This is a genomic window from Chitinophaga sp. GbtcB8, assembly GCF_019091455.1.
Classification (GTDB): domain Bacteria; phylum Bacteroidota; class Bacteroidia; order Chitinophagales; family Chitinophagaceae; genus Chitinophaga.
Genome location: NZ_JAGXJN010000002.1, coordinates 14564 through 41216 on the forward strand (window position 1 = coordinate 14564; position 26653 = coordinate 41216).

The 26653-nt window shown below is 47.0% G+C and carries 21 protein-coding genes; 18 read left to right on the forward strand and 3 right to left on the reverse strand.

Going from position 1 to position 26653, the window contains the following annotated elements; all coding sequences use genetic code 11:
- The 14 genes from KVT36_RS03155 (at position 1) to KVT36_RS03220 (ending at position 17750) form a co-directional block, all read left to right on the forward strand.
- Positions 1-1320, forward strand: a complete 1320-nt coding sequence (locus tag KVT36_RS03155) for a nucleotide sugar dehydrogenase (protein ID WP_217602049.1) — start codon at positions 1-3, stop codon at positions 1318-1320.
- A gap of 21 nt (positions 1321-1341) precedes the next feature.
- The gene (locus KVT36_RS03160; protein ID WP_217602050.1) at positions 1342-2907 is read left to right on the forward strand and encodes an oligosaccharide flippase family protein; all 1566 of its coding nucleotides are present in this window, start codon (positions 1342-1344) and stop codon (positions 2905-2907) included.
- A 355-nt stretch (positions 2908-3262) separates the two neighbouring features.
- Positions 3263-3913, forward strand: coding sequence for a hypothetical protein (locus KVT36_RS03165; RefSeq protein WP_217602051.1), 651 nt, complete (start codon positions 3263-3265; stop codon positions 3911-3913).
- 1 nt (position 3914) lies between these two features.
- A complete protein-coding gene (locus KVT36_RS03170; protein WP_217602052.1) occupies positions 3915-5135 on the forward strand; it encodes an O-antigen ligase in 1221 nt (406 codons plus the stop codon).
- Between the two features lie 165 nt (positions 5136-5300).
- Positions 5301-6230 (forward strand): glycosyltransferase family 4 protein, encoded by a 930-nt coding sequence (locus KVT36_RS03175; protein ID WP_217602053.1) that lies wholly within the window; start codon positions 5301-5303, stop codon positions 6228-6230.
- A gap of 28 nt (positions 6231-6258) precedes the next feature.
- Complete coding sequence (locus tag KVT36_RS03180) at positions 6259-7275, forward strand: glycosyltransferase (protein WP_217602054.1); 1017 nt, start codon at positions 6259-6261, stop codon at positions 7273-7275.
- Positions 7276-7284: 9 nt separating this feature from the next.
- Positions 7285-9456, forward strand: a complete 2172-nt coding sequence (locus KVT36_RS03185; protein ID WP_217602055.1) for a bi-domain-containing oxidoreductase — start codon at positions 7285-7287, stop codon at positions 9454-9456.
- Between the two features lie 12 nt (positions 9457-9468).
- On the forward strand, positions 9469-10587 hold the full coding sequence (gene wecB / locus KVT36_RS03190) for a non-hydrolyzing UDP-N-acetylglucosamine 2-epimerase (protein WP_217602056.1): 1119 nt from the start codon (positions 9469-9471) through the stop codon (positions 10585-10587).
- Positions 10584-12479, forward strand: a complete 1896-nt coding sequence (locus KVT36_RS03195; protein WP_217602057.1) for an alginate lyase family protein — start codon at positions 10584-10586, stop codon at positions 12477-12479. The genes wecB and KVT36_RS03195 overlap by 4 nt, the downstream gene beginning before the upstream one ends.
- On the forward strand, positions 12476-13741 hold the full coding sequence (locus KVT36_RS03200) for a glycosyltransferase family 4 protein (RefSeq protein WP_217602058.1): 1266 nt from the start codon (positions 12476-12478) through the stop codon (positions 13739-13741). The genes KVT36_RS03195 and KVT36_RS03200 overlap by 4 nt, the downstream gene beginning before the upstream one ends.
- A complete protein-coding gene (locus KVT36_RS03205) occupies positions 13728-14342 on the forward strand; it encodes a sugar transferase (RefSeq protein WP_217602059.1) in 615 nt (204 codons plus the stop codon). The genes KVT36_RS03200 and KVT36_RS03205 overlap by 14 nt, the downstream gene beginning before the upstream one ends.
- Entirely contained in the window at positions 14339-14956 is a 618-nt protein-coding gene (locus KVT36_RS03210; protein WP_217602060.1) for an acetyltransferase, read from the forward strand. Before KVT36_RS03205 ends, KVT36_RS03210 begins: the two co-directional genes overlap by 4 nt.
- A gap of 38 nt (positions 14957-14994) precedes the next feature.
- Positions 14995-16125 (forward strand): aminotransferase class I/II-fold pyridoxal phosphate-dependent enzyme, encoded by a 1131-nt coding sequence (locus KVT36_RS03215; RefSeq protein ID WP_217602061.1) that lies wholly within the window; start codon positions 14995-14997, stop codon positions 16123-16125.
- Positions 16126-16190: 65 nt separating this feature from the next.
- Positions 16191-17750, forward strand: coding sequence for a glycosyltransferase family 39 protein (locus tag KVT36_RS03220; protein WP_217602062.1), 1560 nt, complete (start codon positions 16191-16193; stop codon positions 17748-17750).
- Here the strand turns inward: KVT36_RS03220 and KVT36_RS03225 are convergent.
- Positions 17747-18442 carry a tyrosine-protein phosphatase gene (locus KVT36_RS03225; protein ID WP_217602063.1) on the reverse strand — a complete coding sequence of 232 codons (696 nt, stop codon included), beginning with the start codon at positions 18440-18442 and terminating at the stop codon, positions 17747-17749. The two genes, KVT36_RS03220 and KVT36_RS03225, sit on opposite strands and share 4 nt — an antisense overlap.
- Positions 18443-18770: 328 nt before the next feature.
- Here KVT36_RS03225 and KVT36_RS03230 point away from each other — a divergent pair, with 328 nt between their 5' ends.
- Complete coding sequence (locus KVT36_RS03230; protein WP_217602064.1) at positions 18771-20288, forward strand: gliding motility-associated C-terminal domain-containing protein; 1518 nt, start codon at positions 18771-18773, stop codon at positions 20286-20288.
- A gap of 28 nt (positions 20289-20316) precedes the next feature.
- Here KVT36_RS03230 and KVT36_RS03235 read toward each other — a convergent pair whose 3' ends face one another.
- On the reverse strand, positions 20317-20790 hold the full coding sequence (locus KVT36_RS03235) for a GAF domain-containing protein (protein ID WP_217602065.1): 474 nt from the start codon (positions 20788-20790) through the stop codon (positions 20317-20319).
- 677 nt (positions 20791-21467) lie between these two features.
- Here KVT36_RS03235 and KVT36_RS03240 point away from each other — a divergent pair.
- Positions 21468-22409, forward strand: a complete 942-nt coding sequence (locus KVT36_RS03240) for a terpene synthase family protein (RefSeq protein WP_217602066.1) — start codon at positions 21468-21470, stop codon at positions 22407-22409.
- A 98-nt stretch (positions 22410-22507) separates the two neighbouring features.
- On the opposite strand, the gene KVT36_RS03245 is transcribed toward KVT36_RS03240, so the two are convergent.
- Positions 22508-23545, reverse strand: coding sequence for a DUF2157 domain-containing protein (locus KVT36_RS03245; protein ID WP_217602067.1), 1038 nt, complete (start codon positions 23543-23545; stop codon positions 22508-22510).
- A 113-nt stretch (positions 23546-23658) separates the two neighbouring features.
- On the opposite strand from KVT36_RS03245, the gene KVT36_RS03250 reads away from it, so the two are divergent.
- Entirely contained in the window at positions 23659-25290 is a 1632-nt protein-coding gene (locus KVT36_RS03250; RefSeq protein ID WP_217602068.1) for a sodium/sugar symporter, read from the forward strand.
- Between the two features lie 413 nt (positions 25291-25703).
- The gene (locus tag KVT36_RS03255) at positions 25704-26585 is read left to right on the forward strand and encodes an inositol oxygenase (protein ID WP_217602069.1); all 882 of its coding nucleotides are present in this window, start codon (positions 25704-25706) and stop codon (positions 26583-26585) included.
- Positions 26586-26653: the final 68 nt, after the last annotated feature.

The window sequence follows — 26653 nt, forward strand, 5'->3', positions numbered from 1 at the left end:
ATGAATAACAACGGGAAATTTAATAAGGTGGAGAACGCCAGGATAGCCATTATAGGCCTGGGATACGTTGGTCTGCCGCTTGCTTTGGAGTTTGCCAAAAAATATGATACCCTGGGGTTTGATATTAACCAGGACCGGGTAGAGGAGCTGCAGAAGGGAAAAGACCGCACACAGGAAGCCAGCATAACAGACCTGAAAAAAGTGCTGGCATTAAAACATGAAGGTAAAAAACAGGTAGGGCTAATGTTGTCTTTTGATAAGAACGATCTTAACCGCTATAATACCTTTATTGTTACAGTGCCTACGCCCATTGATCAGTTCAAGGCGCCCGACCTGCGGCCCTTATTAAAGGCATCTGAAATGCTGGGCTCCATACTTAAAACCGGTGATATTGTTATTTATGAATCTACCGTATACCCCGGATGTACGGAAGAAGAATGCATACCCGTGCTGGAAAAAATATCCGGGTTAAAATTCAATAAGGATTTTTTTGTAGGGTACTCCCCGGAGCGCATTAACCCGGGCGATAAGATCAATACCCTTACGAAAATTAAAAAGGTAACCAGCGGCTCCACGCCGGATATAGCCTGCCGGGTAGACGGCCTGTATGCTTCCGTTATTGAAGCGGGCACGCACAAGGCATCCAGCATAAAAGTGGCCGAAGCATCCAAAGCCATTGAAAATGCCCAGCGGGATCTGAATATCTCTTTTGTAAATGAGCTGGCGCTGATCTTTGACCGTATTGGTATTGATACCAATGATGTAATTGAAGCAGCCGGCACCAAATGGAATTTTCTGAAATACAAACCAGGCCTGGTAGGCGGCCTTTGTATAGGGGTAGACCCTTATTACCTGGCGCATAAGGCAGAAGCCCTGGGATATAACCCGCAGGTAATACTTTCCGGCAGAAGGGTAAATGACCATGTAGGGCACTTTGTAGCCAATAAGGTAGTAAAGCTGATGATTGAAAAAGATCATAAAATAAAAGGCTCCAGGGCGCTGATCATGGGCATAACCTTTAAGGAGAATTGCCCGGATGTGCGCAATACCAGGGTAGTGGATATCTTTTATGAGCTGAAGCAGTTTGGCCTGCAGGTAGATATTTATGACCCCTGGGCAGATGCTGCTGAGGTAAAACATGAATACGGCCTGGATATATTGAGCAAGCTGGATTGCAATACCGTATATGATGCCATTGTAGTAGCTGTGGCGCACAATGAGTTCCTGAATTTTGATTATGAAAAGGTGAAACGTAATAACGGGGTAATATTTGATACAAAAGCCTGCCTGGACAGAAGGTTGGTGGATGCAAGGCTTTAAACTAAGTTTAAGGATAGATATATGCATGATATACAAGGCTTACAGGCGCGTATCGTTCCTTTTTTTTCCAGGAAGATACGCACGGTTTTACAGGTGGATTTAAGATCAGGCATTGCAAAAAAAATATCACAAGGCATTATATGGACCTTTTTTAGCACCATAGTATTTAGAAGCATCGTTTTCTTAACTGCTGTTTGTGTTGCCAGGATACTGAAAAGGGAAGGCTTTGGAGAGTTTGGAATGGTAAGAGCCACAGTAGATATGTTTGTAGCTTTTGCAGGATTTGGATTAGGCATGACCACCACCAGGTTTGTAGCAGAATGTAAGCTTACTGATAAGGCCAGAACAGGCCGCATCATTAAGCTGTCGTCTATTGTATCCTGGACGGTTGGTTCCGTTGTAGGGCTTATATTAATGAGTAGCGCAGATGTGCTGGCTACCCGCTCATTGAACGCGCCAGGTCTTGCAAACGACATCAAATACGGTGCGCTGGCTATTCTTTTTTATTCTGTTAACAGCGCACAGAACGGAACATTGGCAGGGTTTGAAGCATTTAAGAGCATTGCAAGGATAAATATGATCGCCGGTACAGTAAACTTTCCTATATCCATTGTGCTTGTCTGGTACTTTGGGATAGAAGGTGCCGTGATAGGCCTTGCTACTAATGCCGTAATAATAGCTATGCTGGGTTTTTTTGAAGTGCGCAAGGTAGCAGCAAAGTATAATATCAATGTAAACGAAACCGGGGCGTTAAAGGAATACAAGGTGCTTACACATTTCAGTTTGCCTGCCGTATTAAGCAACATGCTTATACTGCCGGTAACCTGGTTTTGCAATGCCATACTGGTTAAACAGCCAGATGGCTTTAAAGAATTGGGAGTATATAATGCCGGTTTAAGTATTATGCTGATGGTGAATGTTGTAAACAGCATGTTGGGGCAAGTATTGATGCCTTATGCAGTAATGAACTTTAAAACAAGAAGCAGGAAATTTGAAATGCTGAATAGCATGATGCCCTGGGCTATCGGTATATTGATAGCATTGCCTTGCATGTTTATACCGGAAGCGGGTGACGTGCTGTTTGGTAAAAGTTTCTCTGGTAGTGAATTGAGAGCCACCATCATGATCATTATGATTAGCACTATTGTCATCTCACACCGGCAGGGAATTATCAGGAATATTGCTGCCGGCAGCTACATGTGGTGGAATATGTTAAACAATTCCTTTTGGGGACTGATCGCTTTGCTGGTAATGTATCTTCTTAAAGATGAAGGGGCGGAGGGTAGGGCTGCTGCCTTTGGAATAGCTTATGTGTGCAGTACCGTGATCTTTATCCCTTTTTACTATAGGAAGAAGATTTGCGACCGGGATTTTATTGCTTCGCCTGAATCAATCGCCATATGGCTGTTGGTTTTAGCGAGTTTTTTCCTGTTATATTTTAGGTATGCTGAAAATTTAATTGTGCGAATGGGAATGTTGGCAGTGGTATTGACAATGATCCTCCTGCTATTCATCCGGTATTACAGGAAATATGTTATACAGGCACAGGCAACAGCGATTTTAAATAAACAAGAAGCTCATGAATAACTTTTCATCAACATTATTCAGCCGCACAGTTTCTCCTGTTTCAAGGAGTGTAGTTGAGAAAAGCAACCCGCTATGGCTCAATCAAAGTTGTATACAGTTGCTCAAATACTGGATGCTTACAATAACATTTGTGGTATTGCTGATACCAGGGGCCTTAGGGCAAAATGCCGGTAAAGGAAATGGGTTTAGGTTTTACATTTTCCCCGGGTTTTACAGTGCCTCAACCAAACAAGATCTGCTGCAGAAGAATTATGATACAGTTAGGGTGATCATGCAGGCATTTATAGATAATGATAAGGATTCAAAGATTAACCCGGATGCGGTTGGCCGGTTCTGTGATAAGTTTTACCCGGAGGTGAATGCTGGTGGTTTATGTATAGTTGACTGGGAGGCGCAACCCTTTAATGATCTGAGACAGTATGATAAGAATGATGATAGGTTCAAAGCCGCTGCCTCAACATATATTGAGCTGGTTAAGCTGATTAAGAAATTGCGGCCTAATATAAAAGTCGGTATTTATGGGCTCCCTTTTAGATTTTACAATCCAACACAGAGACTGGTTAATTCACAGGACAAATATGAAGAAGTGCTGGCCGCATGTGATGTGATAGCACCTTCTTTATACATTTATTATACCGATGAGCAGGTGGGACAGGAAAAGAATCTCCAGTACATTCGTGATAATGCAGAGGAAGCATTGAAATATGGGAAAAAACTGGGCAAGCCCGTGCTGCCTTTTTTTTGGTATAGAGTGCATCCTGGTAATAAGAAATTTGGAATGCAGCCTATTTCAAAAAACGAAATGCAGGCATACCTGAAGTGTTTAGCGGCGTACAGCTATCAAGGCGTCAAAATAAGCGGAGTGATCTGGTGGGAAGGTACAGACAAAACTCCCGCAAAGGATAAAAACCAGTTTAGTGCCCAGGATATGAGGATAATACCCCAGGTTAACAGGGATAGCGTATTGGTTAATTATACATCACCCTTTAGCAATAACCGTAAATGATATGATGCTGACCCACGGAAAAATACAGGCATACCTTATTTATGTGGCACATTTCCTGAGTTTTGCAGGTTACTCAGTGTTCCTGATGATCTTAACCAATTTTGGGCTGATGGCCTTTTCAAGGGTGCTTACCGTGCCATTAAGGTTGTTAATTGTAGGCTGTTTGTTATGGGTGGCATTTTTAAGCCGTAAAATATTTATACATGCACCTGCAAAAATATTTATCGTTTTTGCACTGGTATATATGGCAAGAATATTCGTAGAGTTGCTGGGCACCGGTAAAGTATTTCACCAGACACCGGTAGAGTATTTGTTATATTTTATATCATTCGGAGCACTTCCGTTTTTACTGATCAGCGGCCTGCGGTTTAACGCAGGTCATTATAACCTGATCAGGTCTGCCATTCTTTTTTCCAGTCTTATCTTGTCCTTGTTTACTCTTTTTTACTATAATAAGATCATCGGTACCATTGGGCGTATTTCCCAGGCAGTAACCCGGGAAGATAATTATGTTTCACCGCTGGCATTATCCTACTGCAGTACCCTGGCCATAGGTATTGCGCTGAGTTATATGATGGAGAATAAGGTTAGCGTCCGGAAGAAAATATATTTAATAAATACCATGGTATTATCGCTCGTGCCTTTTTATCTGGGATCTTCCAGAGGCTCCATCTTCGCCTTATTCCTGCCTTTTTTACTCATCTTTCTTTGTAAAAAAAATGCCGGTAAAAGCATACGGCTGTTAATAGTGGTAGCCATATTGCTGGTAACAGGCGTGTATCTGAGCGTATATTTCGGCAGCAATATTGTAGATCGGTTTACCAGCATACAATCTGATATTGAAGAAGGAAGCACGTCCGCCATACGGCTAAGCCTCTGGCGCGAAGGCCTGGAACAGTTTATGAATAACCCTCTTTTTGGCAATAGCCTGGAAGTAGATAAATACCAGTTCTACCCGCACAATCTTTTCATAGAAGTATTGCTGTCTACCGGCCTGCTCGGATTTATTCCTTTTATATTATTACTCTTCAGAGGATTTAAAACCACTATTAATATCTTCCGGAACTATCCGCAGTATGCCTGGATAGGAGTATTGTTCCTGCAAAGTTTTATGCAGAATATGTTTAGCGGCGCTTTGTATGCAGCAAGCTGGTTCTGGTTATCGTTGGGGTTATTGTTTTCATTCGAGTTCTCTTTGAAAAAGCAACCAACTATAAGTTAAAATATGGAAGGGAAAGACCAGAAAATATTAATTATTCAACCTCACATACCACCTTACAGAGTGCCCTTTTTCGAAGAGCTGGGCAAAAGGTACAATATAACCGTACTGTATTTTTCGGGAGAGCCGGGTGCCACTGGATTTAAAAAGATCCGGTATCAGGGATTTATGTATCACCTAAAGCTTATTCGTTATACGCCCGGTGTATACAGCATTGCAAAGAAGTACGATTGTGTGATCATCATGTTTGACTTGTGGTGGCTGAACCTGGCACTCTTGCCTTTTATGCTTGATCGCAAACGTACCCGCGCTATATTATGGGGGCACGGCATAGGACGAACGCATGGCTTAAAACCGGCCACTTTGGTACGCGGTTTAATTGCTGCAAAAGCCCGGGCCCTTATATTTTATACAAAGGAAACAAAAGAGCTTTTCAGGAGTAAAACCGGCGTAAAGGATAATAAATGCTTTGTAGCCAACAATACGATACTGGTAAAACAGCTGGCTAACGGTCCACTTCAGCAGGAAAAAAATTGTTTCCTGTACCTGGGCCGTCTGCAGGCAAGAAAATGTATAAACGTGCTGTTAAAGGCATATGCTTTATTAAGCGTAACTATCCGGCAGCAACACCCGCTGCTTATTATAGGCAGTGGAGACCATACGCTTTCCATGGGCCTGCAGCAGCTGGCTATAACGCTGGATATAACAGATACAGTAACCTTTGCGCCCGGCACGTATGATGAGGCTCTGGTTGCTGAATATTACAGCAGGGCAGCAGCCTATGTATCTCCGGGTGCAGTAGGATTAGGGGTTGTTCAAAGTTTTGCATACAGCGTACCCGTAGTTACAGCCGCCAATATTGACCATGGACCAGAATTTACCTATTGTAATAATGAGAACAGTTACCTGTATATGAATAAGGATGATGAAACAGCTACTATTCAAAATTTAGCGCAGTCACTGCTGCAGGTAGTTAATAACAGGGCGTTGTGGCAGCAAAGATCATCAGCGGCGCAAAATACGTATAACAATGAATGTAATATGGAAAAGATGGTAAGCGGATTTGCTGCGGCTATTAGCTACAGTAGTGCCGGGTAATTATGTAAGGGTTATAAATGCCAACAAGATGAAAAATCTGATAGATGCTTTATATGTGCACAACAGCGGAGGGAAAGTGTTGTTGGATTATTTACTTAGTGAGCTTGGAAAGCGATCTGTTGATTGCTTCCTGTTGCTGGATGAAAGAAGCAGACCCGGTTATGAAAAGATTTACCGGGATCAGGAAAATGTGCTATTCCTGAAGGCCTCCCTGAAAAACAGAAAACAGTTTTACATACAGCACCAGAACCAGTTTCAGAAAATACTTTGCTTTGGAAACATTCCGCCTCCGGTAAAATGCAGCGGAGCGGTATACACTTATTTTCATAATGTTTTGTTACTTAAACAACCTGCCCGCTATCCTTTAAAAAACAGGCTGTTGAAGAAATTAAAGGGGGCTTATATCCGCAGTGTCCGGCGGAACACAGATTTTTTTATTGTGCAATCTACCTATGTAAGGGAGCTGCTGTTGCGGCGCCGCTTATGCCAGCCGGATAAATGCCTGGTGATACCATTCTTTGAGATCAAACAGCCGCTGCAAGCTGAGATTAGAAAAAACAAAATAACTAACACCTTTTTATACATCAGTAATGGGAATCCCCATAAAAATCATGATAATCTTTTAAAGGCATGGAGAACGCTGCATGCGGAAGGAATTAATCCTGAGCTGAACCTTACAGTAACAAAGGAATACAAAGAAAGAATAGCAGAGATAAGCAGCATGCAGGAACAGGGAATAAATGTTGTGAACTACGGATTTATTGATCCCGCGCCACTGTATCAGCGCTGTGAATACCTGATCTATCCATCCACCGATGAAAGTTTTGGATTGGGGTTAATAGAGGGTGCATTCTTCAATTGTAAAATTATAGCAGCAGATCTGCCTTATGCACGGGCGGTGGTGCAGGCCACGGCAAGTTTTGATCCGGAAAACCCGGATGCCATTGCAGCACGTGTGAAGCATTGTATCAATAAGCAGGATAACACTTACAGCAAGATATTGGTCAAAGATCAGATAGATGACCTGATGAAAATATTTAGTTAAAAGCCACTAATGAAACAGCTTATTCAATCGTTTAAGACAGGAGCTACCATCCTGGAAGAAGTGCCGGCGCCGCAGGTGAGCAGAGGCAGCATCCTTATTCAAACCACCCGCAGCCTGGTATCACTTGGTACAGAACGTATGCTGGTAGAATTCGGCAAAGCCAACCTGGTGCAAAAGGCCCGGCAGCAGCCGGATAAAGTACGGCAGGTGCTGGATAAAATTAAAACAGATGGATTGATGCCCACCCTGGAAGCTGTTTTTAATAAGCTGGAACAGCCCTTGCCGTTGGGTTATTGTAATGTAGGCAATGTAATAGCAGTAGGGGAAGGGGTGAGCGAATTTAAGATAGGCGACCGCGTAGCCTCTAACGGGCCGCATGCGGAGTTTGTATGTGTGCCTAAACACCTGGCTGCACTGGTACCGGATAATGTAACAGATGAAGAAGCCGCATTTACCGTAATAGGCTCCATTGGACTGCAGGGCATACGTCTTTGTAACCCCACCTTTGGGGAAACCATTGTAGTAATAGGCCTGGGCCTGATAGGATTACTGACCGCACAATTATTACAGGCCAATGGTTGCCGGGTAATTGGGGTGGACCTTGACCCCGCAAAAATAGCCCTGGCCCGGCAGCAGGGCATTACCGGCATTAACCCTTCAGAAGGTACGGATGTAGTTAAATATGTAACCACCCTTACCAATGGTACCGGTGCAGATGGTGTTATTATCACCGCTTCTGCAAAATCAGATGAGATTATTACACAGGCCGCGCATATGAGCCGTAAACGTGGCCGTATTATACTGGTAGGCGTAGTGGGACTGCAGATAAACCGTGCAGCCTTTTATGAAAAAGAGCTCAGCTTCCAGGTATCCTGCTCCTATGGCCCCGGCAGGTATGATGAGCAGTATGAGCAGAAAGGTTACGATTATCCGTTACCGTTTGTACGGTGGACGGAACAGCGGAATTTTGAAGCCGTGCTGCAGGCCATGGCCGCCGGCCACCTGCAGGTATTGCCGTTAATTACGGAACGTGTGCCGCTGCAGGACTACCAGGAGATCTATGCACACATTGGGCAAAGCCGTTCTATAGCGTCTGTTCTTATTTATCCTCTTAATACCGCACACCGGTCCTCCGTACAAATAATGCCTGTTGCTTCATTTGCAGGTGCAAATGGGGTAATGGGCATTATAGGAGCCGGTAACTTTACTAAAATGACCCTGCTGCCTGCATTACAAAAAGCCGGCGCCCGCATTAAATACATTGCCAGCAACAGCGGCGTTACGGGTACTACGCTGGCCCGTAAACATCATATTCCCATCAGCACCACCCACCACCAGGAAATATTGACGGACCCGGAGGTAGATGCAGTGCTGATCACCACCCGGCATAATACCCACGCTGTTATGGTATTGCAGGCCATGCAGGCAGGCAAGCATGTGTTTGTAGAAAAACCTTTGGCCCTGAACCGGGAGGAGCTGGAAGCTATACAGCAGGCGTACGATGGCAGTGTAACCCTTACCGTAGGCTTTAACCGCCGCCATTCGCCCCACGCGCAAAAAGTAAAACAGCTGGTGGGCGATGCGCCTATGAATGTAATTGCCACCATGAATGCCGGCTTTATACCGCTGAATGTATGGGTGCATGACAGTAAAACAGGAGGCGGCCGTATTATAGGTGAGGCCTGTCATTTTATAGACCTGATCACCTATTTAACTGGCAGCAGGGTAACAGCTGTATGTATGAATGCCATGGGCAGCCATCCCACTGCACAAACGGATAATGCAACCATCCTGTTAAAGTATGAGAACGGCTCCACAGGGGTGATCAACTATTTCTCCAACGGCTCCAAAGCTTATGCAAAAGAAAGAATAGAGGTATATACGCAGGAGCGTACCGCCATCATAGATAACTTCCGCATTACCCGTGCATATGGCTTTAAAGGATTTTCAAAATTGAAAACACCGCTGAATAAAGGCCATGCCAACCAATGCCGGTTGTTCAATGAACGCATCTGTAAAGGTGGCCCGGCGCTTATACCATTTGATGAAATAATAAATACCACCCTGGCCAGTTTTGCCGCCATAGAAAGTATGCAGCAGGGCAAATGGATCTCCCTGCAGGAGCAGGCGCAGCCTGAGCTGCAGCCACAGGTGGTATTAAACCATATTGATGTAATGTAAAATGTTGTGTATATGCAGATCACTATAATTGCAGGGGCGCGGCCCAATTTTATGAAAATAGCCCCGGTTATAGCCGCCCTTCATAATAAACAGCAGCAGGGATATAACATCAGCTACCGGCTGGTGCACACCGGTCAGCATTATGATGCCAACATGAGCCAGTCGTTCTTTGAGCAGCTGGGCATACCGGAACCGCATGCCAACCTGGAAGCAGGCGGCGGCACACAGGCAGAGCAAACCGCCAACATTATGGTACGTTTTGAAAAGGAGCTGATGGCGCATCCCAGCAGCCTGGTATTGGTGGTGGGCGATGTAACCTCCACGCTGGCATGCTCTATCGTAGCAAAAAAGATGCACGTAAAAGTAGCGCATGTGGAAGCGGGCATCCGCTCCGGTGATATAACTATGCCGGAAGAAATAAACCGCATGGTAACAGATGCTATTGCAGATTATTTTTTCACAACCTCTGAAATAGCCAATGAAAACCTGCGCAGGGAAGGTAAAACAGCCGCGCAGCTGTTCTTTGTAGGCAACACTATGATAGATACGCTGCTGAAGAACCGCTCCCGATTTTATGCACCCCCTGTTTGGGAGCAGGCCGGTTTACAACCGCAGCAATACCTGGTAATGACCCTGCACCGCCCGGCTAATGTAGATGAAGAAGATCACCTGGCAGTATTGATCAATGAGATTATGTTTAACAGCCGGCAGCTGCCGGTAATATTCCCCGTACACCCGCGTACGGCCAAACAGCTGGAACGTATAGCGCTGGCGCATCCCAATTTATATTTCACCACGCCTTTAGGCTACCTGGAATTTAATTACCTGGTAGCGCATGCAAAAGCAGTGATCACCGACTCCGGCGGCATTACAGAAGAAACAACAGTAATGGGCGTGCCCTGCATGACCCTGCGGGATAGTACGGAAAGGCCGGAAACCTGTACGGTAGGTACCAATGTATTATTAGGTACAGATCCTGCAGCCCTGGGCCCTGCTATGGAGCTGCTATTTGCCGGTAAATGGAAGCAGGGGGGCATACCGCCTTTATGGGACGGGCATACGGCAGAACGTATTGCAGATGCGCTGGTAGCGCTGCTCAGCATACAAACCCAAACCGCACAGGTAGCATGAGCACATTGCATACAATACGCAAAGGGCTACACGTAGCACGTAATATGGGCTGGCGTTATATCGCCTTCCGCTCAGCCTACGAGCTGCAGCGGAAAAGCGGCTGGCTTAAAAAGCGTTTTCCGCAGGCGCCCCCTTTCCGGCAATATCTTTCGCTGGAAGAATGGAAGGCGCAGCCCGTACAGTTCTTTTTTCAAAGCCGGGAGCAGATCACATTCCCCCGGCAGCCGCAGCCTGCGCTGCAGGAGCGTTACCGGCAGCTGCGTAAAGGACAGCTATCTTTTTTCAGCGGTCCGCTGCGTAACCTGGGCACCGCCCCTAACTGGCTGCAAAACCCGGACTCCGGGCATGTTTATGACGGCAGCCGGCACTGGACCATTGTGAATGATTATTCCAGCGAAGCAGGGGATATTAAGTTTGTATGGGAAAAGGCGCGTTTTGCCTACCTGTATGATATTATCCGCTACGACTATCATTTCGGGGAAGACTGCGCTGCCTATGCGCTGGAAGAAATACTTTCCTGGATCAATACCAATAAGGTCAACTGCGGCCCGCACTACAAGTGCAGCCAGGAAATAAGCCTGCGTGTGCTGAACTGGACCTTTGCCCTGTTCTATTACCGTAACTCACCTGCATTAACCCCTGCTGTTTTTGATAAGATCCAGTATGCCATTTACTGGCAGCTGCATCATGTATACAACAACATACATTTTTCGCGCATAGCAGTACGTAATAATCATGCGCTTACAGAAACCCTGGCCCTGTACCTGGGCGGCCTGTTGTACCCATCCTTACCCGGCGCCGCCCAATGGAAGGCCGCCGGAAAGCAGTGGTTTGAGCAGGAGATGGCTTATCAGGTATACAGCGATGGCACCTTTCTGCAATTTTCCATGAACTACAACCGGGTGGTGATACAGCTGCTTACCTGGGCCTTACGGCTGGCAGCATTGAACGGGGAAACATGGAGCAGCCGGGTGAACGGGCAGGCCAGCAGCTCACTGCAGTTCCTGCGTATATGCATGAACGATAGCAATGGCTGGCTGCCTAATTACGGTGCTAATGACGGTGCGCTGTTTTTCCGGTTAAATGAGCAGCATTACCGCGATTACCGCCCACAGCTGCAGGCACTGGCAGCTATACTGGAGCAGGATGCGGGTTTTACAGATACTTATGAAGATGTGTATTGGTACGGGAAAGCACCCGCTGCACGACAAACACCGGTATTACGCCCCGGCGATGCCTGCTACCGGTTCCCTGCTGGCGGGTATTATATATGCCGGGAGCCGGATACACTTACTTTTTTAAGATGCGGTGTGCATAAAGACCGCCCATCGCAGGCCGATAACCTGCACCTGGATATCTGGTACCAGGGTGAGAATATACTGCTGGATGCCGGCAGCTATAAGTACAATACTGATGAAGATACCCTGCGGTATTTTATGGGCACTGCCTCACATAATACCGTAATGCTGGATAACTATGACCAGATGGAAAAAGGCCCCCGCTTTATCTGGTACAACTGGACGCAATGTGAGCATGCCGTTTTATACGAATCAACATATGAATACATATGGGAAGGCCTGATCACAGCTTTTCACCATGTAGGAAAAGGCATACAGCATTACCGCCGTGTATGCAAGCAAAAAGGCCGGCCAGTATGGATCGTTGAGGATGAAGTACGGCGCAAGCCCGCTGCTGTACAAATGCACCAGCGCTGGCACACCCTTTCACCGCAACGTTTGCAATGGCGGGTGCATGATGGTGCAGGGAATATATTGCTGCCACAACAGCAGCCCGGCCGCCATGCCGCCTTGTACGGTATAATGGAAGAAAGCAGCGAGATTGTATTTACAACTCCGCATAATAAGATCATCACTGAAATAACGGTACTATGAATATTCTTTTAGTGCACCAGTATTTTCTGGAAGAAGACGATGCGGGCGGCTCCCGCTGGAATGAGATCACCCGCTCCTGGACAGCAGCCGGCCATTCGGTAACCGTACTTGCAGGTATGATACACGCCAATGCAGCGGGAAAAAGAGCAGAGTACAAAGGCCGGTATTTTAAACAGAAGCAGCAGGGCACTGTAACCGTATGGCGTTGTCATGTATCGGAATCCTATAACAAAAATTTTATAGGCCGTTTATGGGGTTACTTTTCTTTTATGTTCGCTTCCCTGTGGGCCGGTTTATTTAAAGTAAGCGGGAAGCATGATGTCGTGATCGTAACCTCGCCCCCTTTGTTCGTAGGGTTTTCCGGTTACCTTATTTCCCGTTTAAAGCGCCTGCCGCTGGTATTTGAGGTGCGGGACCTGTGGCCGGAATCGGCCATAGATACCGGGGTACTGAAGAACCGGTTTATTATCCGGCTGGCATATTGGTTTGAAAAGTTCATTTACCGCAAGGCTGCGCTTATTAATGTATTAACACCGGCCTTTTATAATACCCTGCGTGATCAGAAGCAGGTGCCGGAAAACAAGCTGATATTTATTCCCAACGCTGCAGATTTTTCCTTAACAGATCACTTGCTGCACACCTTTGACCCGGTGCGTTTTCGCCGTATGCGCGGGCTGGAGGACCGTTTTGTGATCACCTATGTGGGCGCGCATGGCGTGGCTAACCACCTGGAACAGGTGCTGGATGCTGGTAAGCTGCTGGAAGATACACCTGTGCTTTTTCAGCTAATAGGGCAGGGAATGGAAAAGAACCGCCTGCAGCAGCTGGCTAAAGAACGCCAGGTCACTAACGTGGTGTTCTTAGACCCGGTGCCCAAGCAGGAAGTTTTTAAATATATACTATCGTCAGATATGGGGGCTTCTGTGTTAAAGAAGGTAGATACTTTTAAAACAGTATACTCCAATAAAACATTTGACTATATGGCCTGTAAAAAACCTATACTCATGGCCATAGACGGGGTTTCGCGCGAGCTGGTGGAAACCGCTGCAGCAGGCTGTTACGTGGAACCGGAAAATGCGGCGGAGTATAACCGCATCATCCGCCAGTACATGAATGATCCCGCACGTCTGGAGCAGGAAGGTGAAAATGGTTTCCGGTATGCCAAAGCTAATTTTGACCGGCAGGTGCTTGCCTTGCGCTACCTGGATCATATACAGCAAAAAGTAATTAAGAACAGGGTACCTGAAAATGCCTGGGTATAAGTATAACATAAAACCACTGCTGGACAGGATAGCAGCTTTTATGCTGCTGCTGTTGCTATTGCCCCTGGGCTTGCTGCTGGTGCTGTTATTGGGAATAGCCAATAACGGGCGCCCCTTCTTTCTGCAGCAACGGCCGGGACTATACGGAAAAATATTCTGCATCATTAAGTTCCGCACCATGAACAACAAACGGGATGTTAATGGCAGCCTGCTGCCGGATGCACAACGTTTAACCGCTGTGGGAAAGCTGGTGCGCAAAACATCGCTGGATGAAATACCGCAATTAATAAATGTGCTGAAGGGCGATATGTGCCTGGTAGGGCCACGCCCCTTGCTGGTGGAGTATTTGCCTTTATATAATGCGGAGCAGCAACGGCGGCACAGCGTGCGGCCTGGCATTACCGGCTGGGCGCAGGTGGATGGGCGTAATGCTATTACCTGGGAGCAAAAGTTTAAGTATGATGTGTGGTACGCAGATCATGTAAGCCTGCAGCTGGATCTGAAAATTATATGGCTCACTATTTTAAAAGCTGCCCGCTCAGAAGGTATTAGCCAGCAGGGGCAGGCAACTGCACAAAAATTTGAAGGAACTACCGTATGAACAAAGTGTACTTATATGGCGCCAGCGGTCACGGGAAAGTAGTGGCTGAAATACTGGAAAAAAATAACAGCAGCATACCTGCGGTGTTTGATGATAACCCTGCCGGCACCCAGCTGCTGGATTACCCGGTGCCAGGGCCGTTTGCCCCGGATAATTTTCCGGCGGATGCGCAGCTGATCATTACCATTGGCAACAACAGCATCCGGAGAAAAATAGCGCAGCAATTACCCGGTGTGCAATTTGCCACGGCCATACATCCCGCTGCCAGTATATCTGTAAGAAGCAGCATTGGCGCAGGCACCGTAATAATGGCCGGTGTAAGTGTGAACAGCAGCGTGGTAATGGGGCAGCATGTGATCCTGAACACCAACTGCTCTGTAGATCATGATTGTGAGCTGGGCGATTTTGTGCACATATCCCCAAACGCAGCGCTGGCCGGTAATGTAAAGGTAGGGGAGGGCACGCATGTAGGTATAGGCGCCTGTGTGATACAGGGTATGAACATTGGCAGCTGGGCTATTATTGGCGCCGGTACCGTGGTGATCACAGATGTGCCGGACCATGCCGTAGTAGTAGGTAACCCCGGTAAAATAATCAGGTATACTAAAAAGTAAGCAGGCGTAATTGATCATAGCTATAATCCCAAACGCGTATGCGAGAAAAAATATGGTTATCCTCCCCACACATGGGAGCGCAGGAATTTGAGTTTGTTAAGGAAGCATTTGATACTAACTGGATAGCCCCCCAGGGCCCGCTGGTAGATGGTTTTGAGAAAGACCTGGCGCAGTTCACCGGCGCAGGGCATGTAGCCGCATTATCATCCGGTACAGCTGCGCTGCACCTGGCGCTGATATTACTGGGGGTGGAAAGAGGGGATGAAGTGATCTGCCAGAGCATGACCTTCTCCGCTTCAGCCAACCCTATTGTGTACCAGGGCGCTACACCGGTGTTTGTAGATAGTGAGCCTGATACCTGGAACATGGACCCCGTATTACTGGAAACCGCCATTAAAGACCGGCTGGTCAAAGGCAAAAAGCTGAAAGCTATTATTCCCGTACACCTGTACGGTATGCCTGCAAAAATGAAAGAGATACTGCACATAGCCGCCAGGTATAACATACCAGTAGTGGAAGATGCGGCAGAAGCGCTGGGATCTGTTTATAACAGTAATGCCTGTGGCACATTAGGCACATTAGGCATTTTAAGCTTTAATGGCAATAAGATCATTACCACCAGTGGCGGCGGCGCCCTGATCAGCGACGATGAAACGCTTATACAGGATGCCCGCTTCCTGGCCACCCAGGCCCGTGACCCGGCCCCGCATTACCAGCACACGCATATTGGTTTCAATTACCGTATGAGCAATGTATGTGCAGGCATAGGCCGCGGGCAAATGCAGGTATTGCCCTGCCGTATTACCCAGCGCCGCGCTGCATTTGATTATTACGTAAGGGCCTTAGGGGGCCTGCCGGGTATACAATTCTCACAGGAGCCGGCAGGCAGCTACAGCAACCGCTGGCTGACCACTATACTTATTGATCCCCGGGAAAACGGGGGTATTAGCCGTGAAGATATACGGCTGGTACTGGAAAAAGAGAATATAGATTCAAGGCCTTTATGGAAGCCTATGCATTTACAACCGGTATTTGCAGATGCCCCGGCATATGTAAATGATGTGTCGGAAGACCTGTTTAACCGGGGGCTTTGCTTACCCAGCGGCTCTAACCTTATACCGGAACAGCTGCATCGCATAACGGCATTGATCCGCGGATTATGGAACTAAGTTTAAACCCATCTTCCATGTACGCTCTAGGGCGACGCTTAAAAAGTTGGTTATACAGCGGTTTTTTGATCCCCGTTGTGTACCTGCTGCCCATGACTATTATTGCCGGCAGCTATCATTTATTGGCAGACTGTGATGCTACCATGCACTACTTTTCCGGCATAGATATTTTCCGGGGAAATGGTTATAATGGATGGGCATCCCATTTCTGGCCACCCTTATACCCGTTGTTATTAGGGACGCTGGCCCAGGTAAACCCGGGCTTTGAAGTAAGCCGGCTGGTTTCCGTAGTGGCAGCCGTACTGCTGCTGCTGATAGTATATCAATTTGTTTACAGGCTGGTGGCAAACAGGCTGGTAGCCTGCCTGGCGCAGTTGCTGGTAGTTACCAACTTTATGTTCCTGCAGCTAAGCGTGCAGGTGGAAAATCATATGCTGGACACATTGTTTTACCTGCTGGCTATACTTTTGCTGCTGCGGTATCTGAATAACGGGAACGGCTACCATTTTTTTCTTATTGGCCTTGTTTGCGGGCTGGCAGGGCTTACAAGGTATACCAGCTATTCGCTATTACCGGCTTTTATGCTTACCATGTTCTGCTTTTATCCCTTCAGGCGGGCAGCAGTTTATGGAGGTTGTATACTGGCAGGTTTTGTATTGGTATCATGCCCCTGGTGGTGGATCAATTACCTGCGGAACGGTTCCCCGCTTGCCACCTGGCAGTATATGAATATAGGCCTGGGAGTATTTTCAAATTCGGAAACAAGGTGGTCCTGGTCCTGGTCTGCTATTAACCGGTTCAATTCTGTTGGGGATATCTTTTTGCAGGCGCCGGGTAAATACATCGGCAATTTCTTTTTTAATGTAATAAAAAGCTTTGGGCTGATCATTTACCGCGGGCAGGTCACAGGCACGCTTTGTGCAGCAGCCATATTGCTTTACCTTGCCCAGCATTACAGCCGCAACCTATTGCTGCGCAGCCGCAGGGTGCTGCCCCTGGTGACAGCCTTTGCCTGTTACCTGCTATTGGTTTGCCAGGCTTTTGTTTTTAGTGAGGTATTCTTAAGCTGGTTGTTGCTGCTTATCATTTACGGAACAGTTGCAGGTTATAAGCTGCGGCCCCTGTTCTACCAATTCAGATCGGCACGCAAACGCTCGCTGATGATGATCCTGCTGTTTGCTGTTTGTTTTGATCTTGCTTATGCTTCCTGGCAGCTAAGGGCTTATTTACACAATACCAATGGCATAGAAGATAATGCACAAATAATGGCGGTTTTAAAACAGCATGATCCTGACATTGGAGAAAAGCTATTGATGTGTTATCATCCCGGCAGGGCTTATCATCTGGGATCTAAATTCCTGATGCTGCCGCTTTATTATAACGGGGATCTGAACGGGCTGGTAACATATCGGGATCTGAATGCCAGGGCCAGGCAACAGGCGCCCCGTTTTCCCTGTAATATTGATGCAAATAATGTAAAGGCCAATTACCTGGTATATGACCGGGTAGCGGCCGGCTGTTTGCCGCAGTATGCTTTCCTGATGCAGCCCGGCGATCCCCGCATACCCCACAATTTCCAGCTGCTTTACCTGTCGGCCGATGCAGCCGTGTACAAAATAAATTAGCTTAATTGTGTAAGCTCCCGGTTCTTAAACCCGTACTGATCCAGCAATTTCATCAGCTTCTTATCCTTGCCGATACTTTGTATAGCCTGCATATGTTTGTGATGGTGCAGGTCTGTACCAATAAAGGTGATCATTTTATCGGCCAGCAGCTTCTCTGCTACCTTCTGGATCTGTTTGCCGTAATAGCCGGTTATGGATAATAAGTTCACCTGTAACAGGCAGCCCCATTCCCGCAGCTGTTCATATTGATCATATTGGTCATGATAGTGGTTATACCTTTCCGGGTGGGCCAGCACCGGCTGGTAACCATGGGAGGCCAGCTTAAACAGCCATTGGTGCAGCTGGGGCGGCGCCTGCATGAACGACATTTCCACCAGTATCAGCTTATCCTGCAGGGTAAGCAGGGGAGTGGAGGGGATCAGCTCTTCAAACTGCTCATCCATATAATATTCGGCTGCAAAGGAAATGGCAATGTCATTGCCTTTTTCCCGTAAAGCTGCTTTTACACCGGAGAAAGGCGGGGTAATTGTATCAACAGAATTGGGATAACGGTCCAGAATAATATGCGGGGTAGTAATAATTTTCTTAATACCCATTTCCTGTAACTGCTCAATAAAGGTCAGGGAGGTTTCCAGATCTTTCACGCCATCATCTATACCAGGTACCAGGTGTGAATGAATATCTGTTTCCATAAATTCCAGGATGCCAGTATGGGATGCCTCGGACGCTCGCTTCTTGAAAAAGAACATTGTTTGCTGCTTGTTTTAAACCCCAAAGTATTTGCAAATTTTATTCCTTTTAACTGGATTTCATAAAAAAATAATATTATTACGAAAATCAAAATATATATACCTTTAGAAAGTAATCTTATTACACCTAACTAATGAAAGGCGAAATGGCCTGAAATTAGCTGCTATCCTACGAAACCGACCATACCAACATCCTATGAGTACGATGGCTGAAAGGCTTTTGAGGCTACCCGGAACTACGAATACGCGCTACTGCATAACCTTTATATGCATGTACCTGGTATGCGCATGCCTTCACATTCAGCTGTTTGCACAACATATACCGGTTACCAACCCAGCCCTGAGCGGTACGCCGCAAATGAATGCTACGCCTGCCGGATGGTTGGGGATGAATACCGCAGATGTACAACCCGGCATTTACGGCGTGCGCTTAGCTGCTGCAGAAGGCAACAGTTATGTGGGCCTGCATAGTGGCGATCAGTACACAGAAGGTATTTCCCAGCAGCTGAACGGGGTTTTGCGTAAAGATCATATTTACAGCATGTACTTTGACCTGGCGTACACTGCTTTTTATGCCTATAGCACCTGTTATGGTAACCTGGCTATTTACGGCGGCCATGCCCCGGGCGACACGGCAGAGCTGCTTTGGAGCTCAGGGGAGTTTGTACACACCACCTGGCAGCGGTACAGCCCCTTGTTCAGTCCCTCTGCCGATTATACTTATATTACCCTTTGCGCTTACCATGCCAGCCCCTGTTCTAAAAGCGATTATGGCGTAGCCGTGCTGCTGGATAATACTTCCAACTTTATTTATGAGCAGCTGAAACTTTCATTCAGCACTACCACTACCTGCGCCAACAGCAATACCGGTGCGGTATTGCTCACCGTGGCCGGTGGTACGCCGCCTTTTAATTACAATTGGGGACATGACGCACCTGATAATAATCAATTAAGGCAACTGCCGGCAGGTACCTACACCGTTACCGTTACAGACAGTAAAGGTATTACTGCAGAAGGCAGCACCACCGTACAAACATCTGACCTGGCAGCAGATGCCACTGTTACACCATCCCGTTGCAGCGGGGAGCGGAACGGCCAAATAACCATTAATGCCAGCGGTGGCTTAGCACCTTACCGCTACTATGTGAATAATAACAATGCCAGCTACACACCGGTGCTGGAACATTTGCCGCCGGCAGCATACCAGCTGATAGTGAAAGATGAGCAGGGCTGTGTGGCTGTGCTGCCGCCAATAGCCCTTACAGAACCGCCGCCTTTACGGATCCGGGAAACGGTCATTAAACCCTGCAGCTGCAGTGAAACGCAGAACGGCAAGATCATTCCATTAATGCAGGGTGGTACACCGCCTTATGCCTACCGGGTAAATGGCGGTATGTGGCAGCCGGATAGTTTAATGGGGCAGCTGCAGCCGGGTTTTTACCAGTATGAGATCCAGGACCATAATGGCTGCAGTGTAAGCGGCTCTGGGGAGATCACTTCGCCTTTTAAAAATTGTATGGTGGTTTTGCCAACGGCGTTTAGTCCTAACGGAGATGGCAGCAATGATCTTTTCCGCCCTAAAATATACGATGATATACGTAACTATAGCCTGCGTGTATATAACCGCTGGGGTGCATTAATATTCCAGACCAATGATCCTGAAAAGGGCTGGGATGGTATGTATAAGGGCATTTTGCAGCAGGCGCAGGGTTACCTGTACATTTGCATCTTTACCGGCCGGAACAATGTACCGCAGCAAATGTCGGGTAATGTAACCCTGGTGCATTAACGCTTCGTATAGCGGTAAGCGTGAGTACCTATATTTCTATCAGGGCAATTATTTCTTCCAGGTATTTTGCATCAGTGGTATCAAAGTGATTCAGGTGCTCACTATCCACATCCAGCACACCAACAACCTCACTGTTACGTATAATGGGTATTACAATTTCTGAACGGGATAAGCTGCTGCAGGCAATGTGGCCGGGGAACTTTTCAACATCCGGCACAATGAGCGTTTTGGCCTGTGCCCAGCTGCTGCCGCATACGCCGCGCCCGCGTTGTATACGGGTACACGCTACGGGTCCCTGGAAGGGGCCTAACACCAGCTCATTTTGTTTTACTAAGTAAAAGCCTACCCAAAACCAGCCGAATTGTTCTTTTAATGCTGCGGCCACATTGGCCAGGTTAGCCACCAGGTCAGGTTCTCCTTCCAGGAGGCCTTTGATCTGCGGTAACAGGGAATAGTACTTTTCTGTTTTATCGCCGCTTACTATGTGAAGGTCTTCTGCCATGCCGCAAAGTTAAATTGGAAATAGCGATTATGGACAGCTAATTTAAGGCTGTCAGCTAAAATCAACTAAAAGTTTTGTAAATTTATAACGTATGCCCAGGGGGGAAATGGTCTGATTTAGCAGAAGAATGTTTTTAGAGCAGTATCAGAAGCACCTTCTACCGTAAGGCAATTAACCCTATTTTAGCTTCCCCTTTTATTTTTATTCTTTAAAGACACACGACTTATATGCCTCCTATTCATGCGCCACCTATCCGGCTGTAATATTCAAAGGATACTGTTTCGTTGTTAATACGCCCCGGCTTCACAGCTATTATTATGTCATTAAAATATGGAAACACCACAGGTGCCAACCCGGGCATGAGTGGCCCGCCTGCTGTATACCCGTATATCTGTATGCCAACAGTAAGGGAGTAGGCGGTATGGCTATATCTTATGTTCAACGTTTATTGTGCCAACCGTGCCCGTTATAACGGCGTTTCCTACACGACGATAACCTGCTGACCCTCCCACTATCCAGGGAGGAGCGCCTCCGGCTTGCCCGGGGTAAATAGCCTTTATCTGCAAACCACCGCCCTTTGGAGTGCCCGTTGGTATTGCATTCACATGTACTAAACCGATTTTTTCTCTTAACCATTAAATCCCTGATTGATTATGCAACAGATCCATCTCCCTCGGATGTCGTATCCGTTTCCCTCTCTTGTAAACAAATTTGCAGAGTTAGCCGAGCAGCAGAATGTACTATGGGCCCAAACCTTTGGCTTGCTTAAAACAGAAGTGGCGCTGGCGCGCTTTAAAAGGTCAAAGTTTGCCTGGCTGGTAGCCCGTACTTTTCCCAATGCGGGTTATGAAGAGCTGTGCGTCCTTGCCAACTTTAACACCTGGTTATTCCTGCATGATGACCTGTGCGATGAGGCTCAGCTTGGGCAGCAAGCCAGCAGCCTGCAGGAAGTGACCGATTATTTTTTAGAGATCCTGCATCAGCAGATAGCCGAACCTGAAAAGGGCGGTGCTTTTGCAATGGCCCTGGCAGATGTATGGCAGCGTTTATTACCCATGAGCCATCCTGCCTGGCGCCTGCGTTTTATACGCACCATGCAGGAATATTTCAGGGCCTGCCATTGGGAAGCCAATAACAGGGCCAGCCACAAAGCCCCGCCCGTAGCGGATTATGTGATTATGCGGCCTTACACCGGCGCGCTGTTTGTTGATCTGGAGCTTATTGCCATCAGTGAAAAAACAGACCTGCCGGACGAGGTGCTGCAGCATTCCATGGTACAGCGTTTAGCCCTGGCCTGTAATAACGTGGTATGCTGGACCAACGACATTATTTCCTGTGCAAAAGAAGCGGAGCAGGGCGATGTACATAACCTGGTATTAGCCCTGGTAAAAGAACGCGGCCTTTCTTTCCAGGCTGCTGTTGATGAAGCGCACCGCATGCATAATGAGGAAGTAAGACTGTTTGCCGCATTGGAAAACCTGTTACCTTCCTTTGATGGCGTAACAGACCGTGAGCTCACTAAGTATGTAGCCGTATTACGTACCTGGATGACCGGTAATTATGATTGGAGCGTGCAGGATACAGGAAGGTATAAGGTAGAGAGCGTGACGGTGAAATAGGGAAGTACGCTTAACGCTAAACGCTTAATGCTAAACGCTGATTGTGTTTTGCTTTAGGCGTTTAGCGTTTAGCATTAAGCGTTTAGCGTAATTCGTAATCATTTCCGGTTCTTGCTCCACTTCTCCATCCTTTTCCCAACCCACCAAAATGACAGCGCTAAGATGCTGAAGAAAATACCTTTGTGTGTACGGTCCCACAAATATTCAAAATAGCGGGTGTACATATCCAGCAACAGGAATAACACGCCAAAGTCCCGCACCAGCGGATCACGGAGCTTAATGCCCAGCCATATCACAGCCGCGCATAACAGGGTATAGATAGCCACCCACCATAACAGCTGGTATTGGCGCAGCAGCTGCCACTCGCTCCAGGTGCCGCTGTTACCAAAAACAGAGATCAGCCAGGCAGATAGTAATAACAACAGCCAGCCACCGCCCCAGGTAATATGCTGTAAGGCATGATATTTTTTACTGCGCAGCGCCAGCCGGTGTAACAGCAGCATAATCACCGACAGCACAAACAAACGGCAGGGCAGGTTCATTCCCAGGAACCATGAAGCATCGTGGCTAACGAAGTAAGTAAGCTTTACATAAGCAGGTATTAAACATAACAGCGTAGCGGTCCATAACAGGCGGGAGGATAACATAAATGCAAGTACGCCATAGGTAAGGGTAGCCAGCAACCAGAACAAACCATAATTGCCATCCAGGTATTGCAGGCTTTTACCAAAATATACTACGGTAACGCCTGTACTGAGTATGGGAAGCAGCCAAAACAGCTCCTGGTTCAGGGAAAAGGAGCGTTGTTGCTGCTGCCGGCGGAAGCCGCTGTAACACAGGAATACAGTGAGCAGGGCAAACAGCAATGCTATAATACCATCTGTAAGCGATAGCTTTTTACGGATCACTTCAATCCACTTTTCATCCAGCACCAGGGAGCCAAAAGCCATGAGCGCGCAGGAAATAGCCGCAATGAAAATATAGAGGGTAATGGTTTGCCATTCAATATTATTTTCCCGTACCTGGTAGCTTTGCTGCATTTGCTGCGCCTGTTCCGGGTTTATGAGCTGATCCTGCTGCCATTGGTCAATGGCTTTTTGCAGCAAACGGGCTTCCCTTTTATCTAATTCCAGCATAAGGAGGTATAAAAGCTGATGTATGGCAAGGTACTCAAAAATAAGGCCCATTCTCCGGGCCATTTGCATATATGCACATTTATCTGCACATTTGTACACTTAGCACACCCGTTATGAATCATCTTCGTTTATCCGATTACTTGGTATTTCTGGTCTATTTCATTGTGGTAGCGGGTTATGGCTATTACATCTACCGCCGTAAGCGTGCGAATGTTACCAGCACCAAAGACTTTTTCCTGGCAGAGGGATCGCTGACCTGGTGGGCCATCGGGGCTTCCCTGATCGCTTCCAACATTTCTGCAGAGCATTTCATTGGTATGTCGGGGTCCGGCTTTGCGCTGGGGCTGGCCATTTCCACCTATGAGTGGATGTCGGCCGCCACGCTCATTATTGTAGCGGTGTTCTTTATACCGGTGTACCTGAAAAATAAGATCTATACCATGCCGCAGTTCCTGCTGAACCGGTATAACGGTACTGTAAGTACTGTCATGGCTATTTTCTGGCTGCTGGTATATGTGCTGGTGAACCTTACCTCCATTATTTACCTGGGTGCATTAGCGATAAATGCTATTTCAGGTATCAACTTTTTCTGGTGTATAGGAGGGCTGGCAGTGTTTGCGGTTTTTGTAACACTGGGTGGTATGAAGGTGATCGGGTATACGGATGTAGTGCAGGTATTTGTACTGGTGCTGGGTGGATTGGTAACCACTTATCTGGCCCTGAACCTGGTATCCGAACATTTTGGTTTTGGCAGGAACATCTGGAAAGGACTGGCCATTATCAAGGACCAGGCGCCCACACATTTTCACATGATCTTTGATAAGTCGCATCCCTATTATAAAGACCTGCCGGGCCTTTCCGTGCTTATAGGCGGTATGTGGATCAATAACCTGAACTACTGGGGCTGTAACCAATATATTATACAACGCGCCCTGGGCGCTGATCTGAAGACGGCGCGGGAAGGTATTTTGTTTGCCGCTTTCTTAAAGCTGCTGGTGCCGGTAATTGCCGTGCTGCCGGGTATTACAGCTTATGTATTGTACAAGAACGGCGTATTTACCCATGAAATGACGGATGCTGCCGGAGCGGTAAGACCTGATCAGGCCTATCCCACGCTCATGAACCTGTTGCCCCCGGGCCTGAAGGGGCTGGCCTTTGCAGCCCTTACGGCAGCTATAGTAGCGTCGCTGGCAGGTAAGGCCAATAGTATTTCCACCATTTTTTCACTGGATATTTACAAACGTTACTTTCATAAAGAAGCTACGGAAAAACAGCTGGTACGTGCCGGCCGCTATACCGTGATCATTGCAATGGGCATAGCCTGCCTGGTAGCGCCGGCCCTGCGTTCCCTGGATCAGGCCTACCAGTTCATACAGGAGTATGTAGGCTTTATTGCGCCTGGTGTGCTGGCCATTTTCCTGATGGGCTTTATATGGAAGCGCACTACCTCTACCGCTGCACTGGTGGCTGCCGTGCTTACCATCCCGCTGTCTACTGTTCTTAAATTCCTGCCGGTATGGACCAATGGCCTGTTCCCGGACTATGCTTTCCTGGACCGTATGAGTATTGTGTTTGTGGTGCTGATAGGACTGATGATCCTGATCACCCTCCTGGACCGTAACAGTAAGTACCTGCCGCGCATTATACAAATTGATAAGACAATGTTCCGCACCAACCCGGCTTTCATTGTAGGATCTGTTATTATTGTTGGGATCCTGACCGCGTTGTATACTGTTTTCTGGTAGGCATTCCGGGGAACAGCCAACCTGGCTGGATAAGATGTTTTTAGGGCTAATTGCAACTCGCTCATTATAAACAATTTGTGAATTTGCTAATCGATTGCAAAAAAAGCTTGAAAAGCCAATTTAAAAGTTTAATTTAGGGTACATAATTCACGTAATTAACGGGGTAAGACCAACTGCCCTGTAAATAAGTACTCAGGTGTGAGATCGTAAGGTTTCATACGAACAATGAAAATTAAACTACTCAGGTAAAAGATTAAATCATCACGTATGAAATCGAAGATTCCATACGGCCAATGAAAAAATTAAAAGCTCACGTATGAAACCGCAAGGTTCCATACGACCCGTAAAAGATTAAATCATCACGTATGAAATCAAAGATTCCATACGGCCAATGAAAAATTAAACGCTCACGTATGAAAGTGCAAGATCAATTCTCCGAAAAAGAGCTACAGCCACTCAACAGCATTGAACAATGGGAAGATGATGTGCTGCAACGTTATCCGGAAGGAGTAGAGCCTTCCAAAGCAAAAGAAGAATACCGCAATTATGATAATCCCCAACGGGATACAGTGCGGGAGTTTTACCGCCTGAACCACAAATACCAGACATACGACTTTGTGCAGGAAAAGAAAAAAGAGTTCCTGCAGTTCAACCGCAAGGAAATGCCGGTTTGGAATGCAATGGAATTTCTGAATACCCTGGTAGATGATTCAGATCCGGATATAGACCTGGACCAGCTGCAGCACCTGCTGCAAACGGCAGAAGCCATTCGTGCAGACGGCCATCCTGACTGGTTTGTGCTAACCGGTTTTATCCACGACATGGGCAAAGTGTTATGCCTGTTCGGGGAAGCGCAATGGGCTGTAGTCGGCGATACCTTCCCGGTAGGCTGCCAGTTCTCTGATAAGATCGTGTACCCGGAATTTTTTGCCAACAACCCGGATATTAACGATGAGCGTTACAATACCAAGTACGGTGTATATTCCCCCAATTGCGGTTTAAAGAACGTGCATATGTCATGGGGGCATGATGAATACCTGTACCACATTACTAAGGACTATTTGCCGGAGCCGGCTTTGTATATGATCCGTTATCACTCCTTTTACTCACAGCACAGGGAAGGCGCTTATGAGCACCTGATGGATGATCATGACAAGGAAATGTTTGAATGGGTAAAGAAATTTAACCCATACGATCTGTATTCCAAAAGCCCGAAACCACCTGTGGTATCAGAGCTAAAGTCTTATTACGAAAACCTGATCGCCAAGTACCTGCCGGATACTATCCGTTTGTAGGTTTGATATATAACGATACTAAAAAAGCAGCGGCCAGTTGACCGCTGCTTTTTTTATAGCTGATTAGT

What these genes read in the sequence shown, in the direction of transcription:
- KVT36_RS03155 (WP_217602049.1), top strand. Translation starts at nt 1, where the DNA reads ATGAATAACAACGGGAAATTTAATAAGGTGGAGAACGCCAGGATAGCC.
- KVT36_RS03160 (WP_217602050.1), top strand. Translation starts at nt 1,342, where the DNA reads ATGCATGATATACAAGGCTTACAGGCGCGTATCGTTCCTTTTTTTTCC.
- KVT36_RS03170 (WP_217602052.1), top strand. Translation starts at nt 3,915, where the DNA reads ATGATGCTGACCCACGGAAAAATACAGGCATACCTTATTTATGTGGCA.
- KVT36_RS03175 (WP_217602053.1), top strand. Translation starts at nt 5,301, where the DNA reads ATGTATCACCTAAAGCTTATTCGTTATACGCCCGGTGTATACAGCATT.
- KVT36_RS03180 (WP_217602054.1), top strand. Translation starts at nt 6,259, where the DNA reads ATGAAAAATCTGATAGATGCTTTATATGTGCACAACAGCGGAGGGAAA.
- KVT36_RS03185 (WP_217602055.1), top strand. Translation starts at nt 7,285, where the DNA reads ATGAAACAGCTTATTCAATCGTTTAAGACAGGAGCTACCATCCTGGAA.
- wecB (WP_217602056.1), top strand. Translation starts at nt 9,469, where the DNA reads ATGCAGATCACTATAATTGCAGGGGCGCGGCCCAATTTTATGAAAATA.
- KVT36_RS03195 (WP_217602057.1), top strand. Translation starts at nt 10,584, where the DNA reads ATGAGCACATTGCATACAATACGCAAAGGGCTACACGTAGCACGTAAT.
- KVT36_RS03200 (WP_217602058.1), top strand. Translation starts at nt 12,476, where the DNA reads ATGAATATTCTTTTAGTGCACCAGTATTTTCTGGAAGAAGACGATGCG.
- KVT36_RS03205 (WP_217602059.1), top strand. Translation starts at nt 13,728, where the DNA reads ATGCCTGGGTATAAGTATAACATAAAACCACTGCTGGACAGGATAGCA.
- KVT36_RS03210 (WP_217602060.1), top strand. Translation starts at nt 14,339, where the DNA reads ATGAACAAAGTGTACTTATATGGCGCCAGCGGTCACGGGAAAGTAGTG.
- KVT36_RS03215 (WP_217602061.1), top strand. Translation starts at nt 14,995, where the DNA reads ATGCGAGAAAAAATATGGTTATCCTCCCCACACATGGGAGCGCAGGAA.
- KVT36_RS03225 (WP_217602063.1), bottom strand. Translation starts at nt 18,442, where the DNA reads ATGGAAACAGATATTCATTCACACCTGGTACCTGGTATAGATGATGGC.
- KVT36_RS03230 (WP_217602064.1), top strand. Translation starts at nt 18,771, where the DNA reads ATGTACCTGGTATGCGCATGCCTTCACATTCAGCTGTTTGCACAACAT.
- KVT36_RS03235 (WP_217602065.1), bottom strand. Translation starts at nt 20,790, where the DNA reads ATGGCAGAAGACCTTCACATAGTAAGCGGCGATAAAACAGAAAAGTAC.
- KVT36_RS03240 (WP_217602066.1), top strand. Translation starts at nt 21,468, where the DNA reads ATGTCGTATCCGTTTCCCTCTCTTGTAAACAAATTTGCAGAGTTAGCC.
- KVT36_RS03245 (WP_217602067.1), bottom strand. Translation starts at nt 23,545, where the DNA reads ATGCTGGAATTAGATAAAAGGGAAGCCCGTTTGCTGCAAAAAGCCATT.
- KVT36_RS03250 (WP_217602068.1), top strand. Translation starts at nt 23,659, where the DNA reads ATGAATCATCTTCGTTTATCCGATTACTTGGTATTTCTGGTCTATTTC.
- KVT36_RS03255 (WP_217602069.1), top strand. Translation starts at nt 25,704, where the DNA reads ATGAAAGTGCAAGATCAATTCTCCGAAAAAGAGCTACAGCCACTCAAC.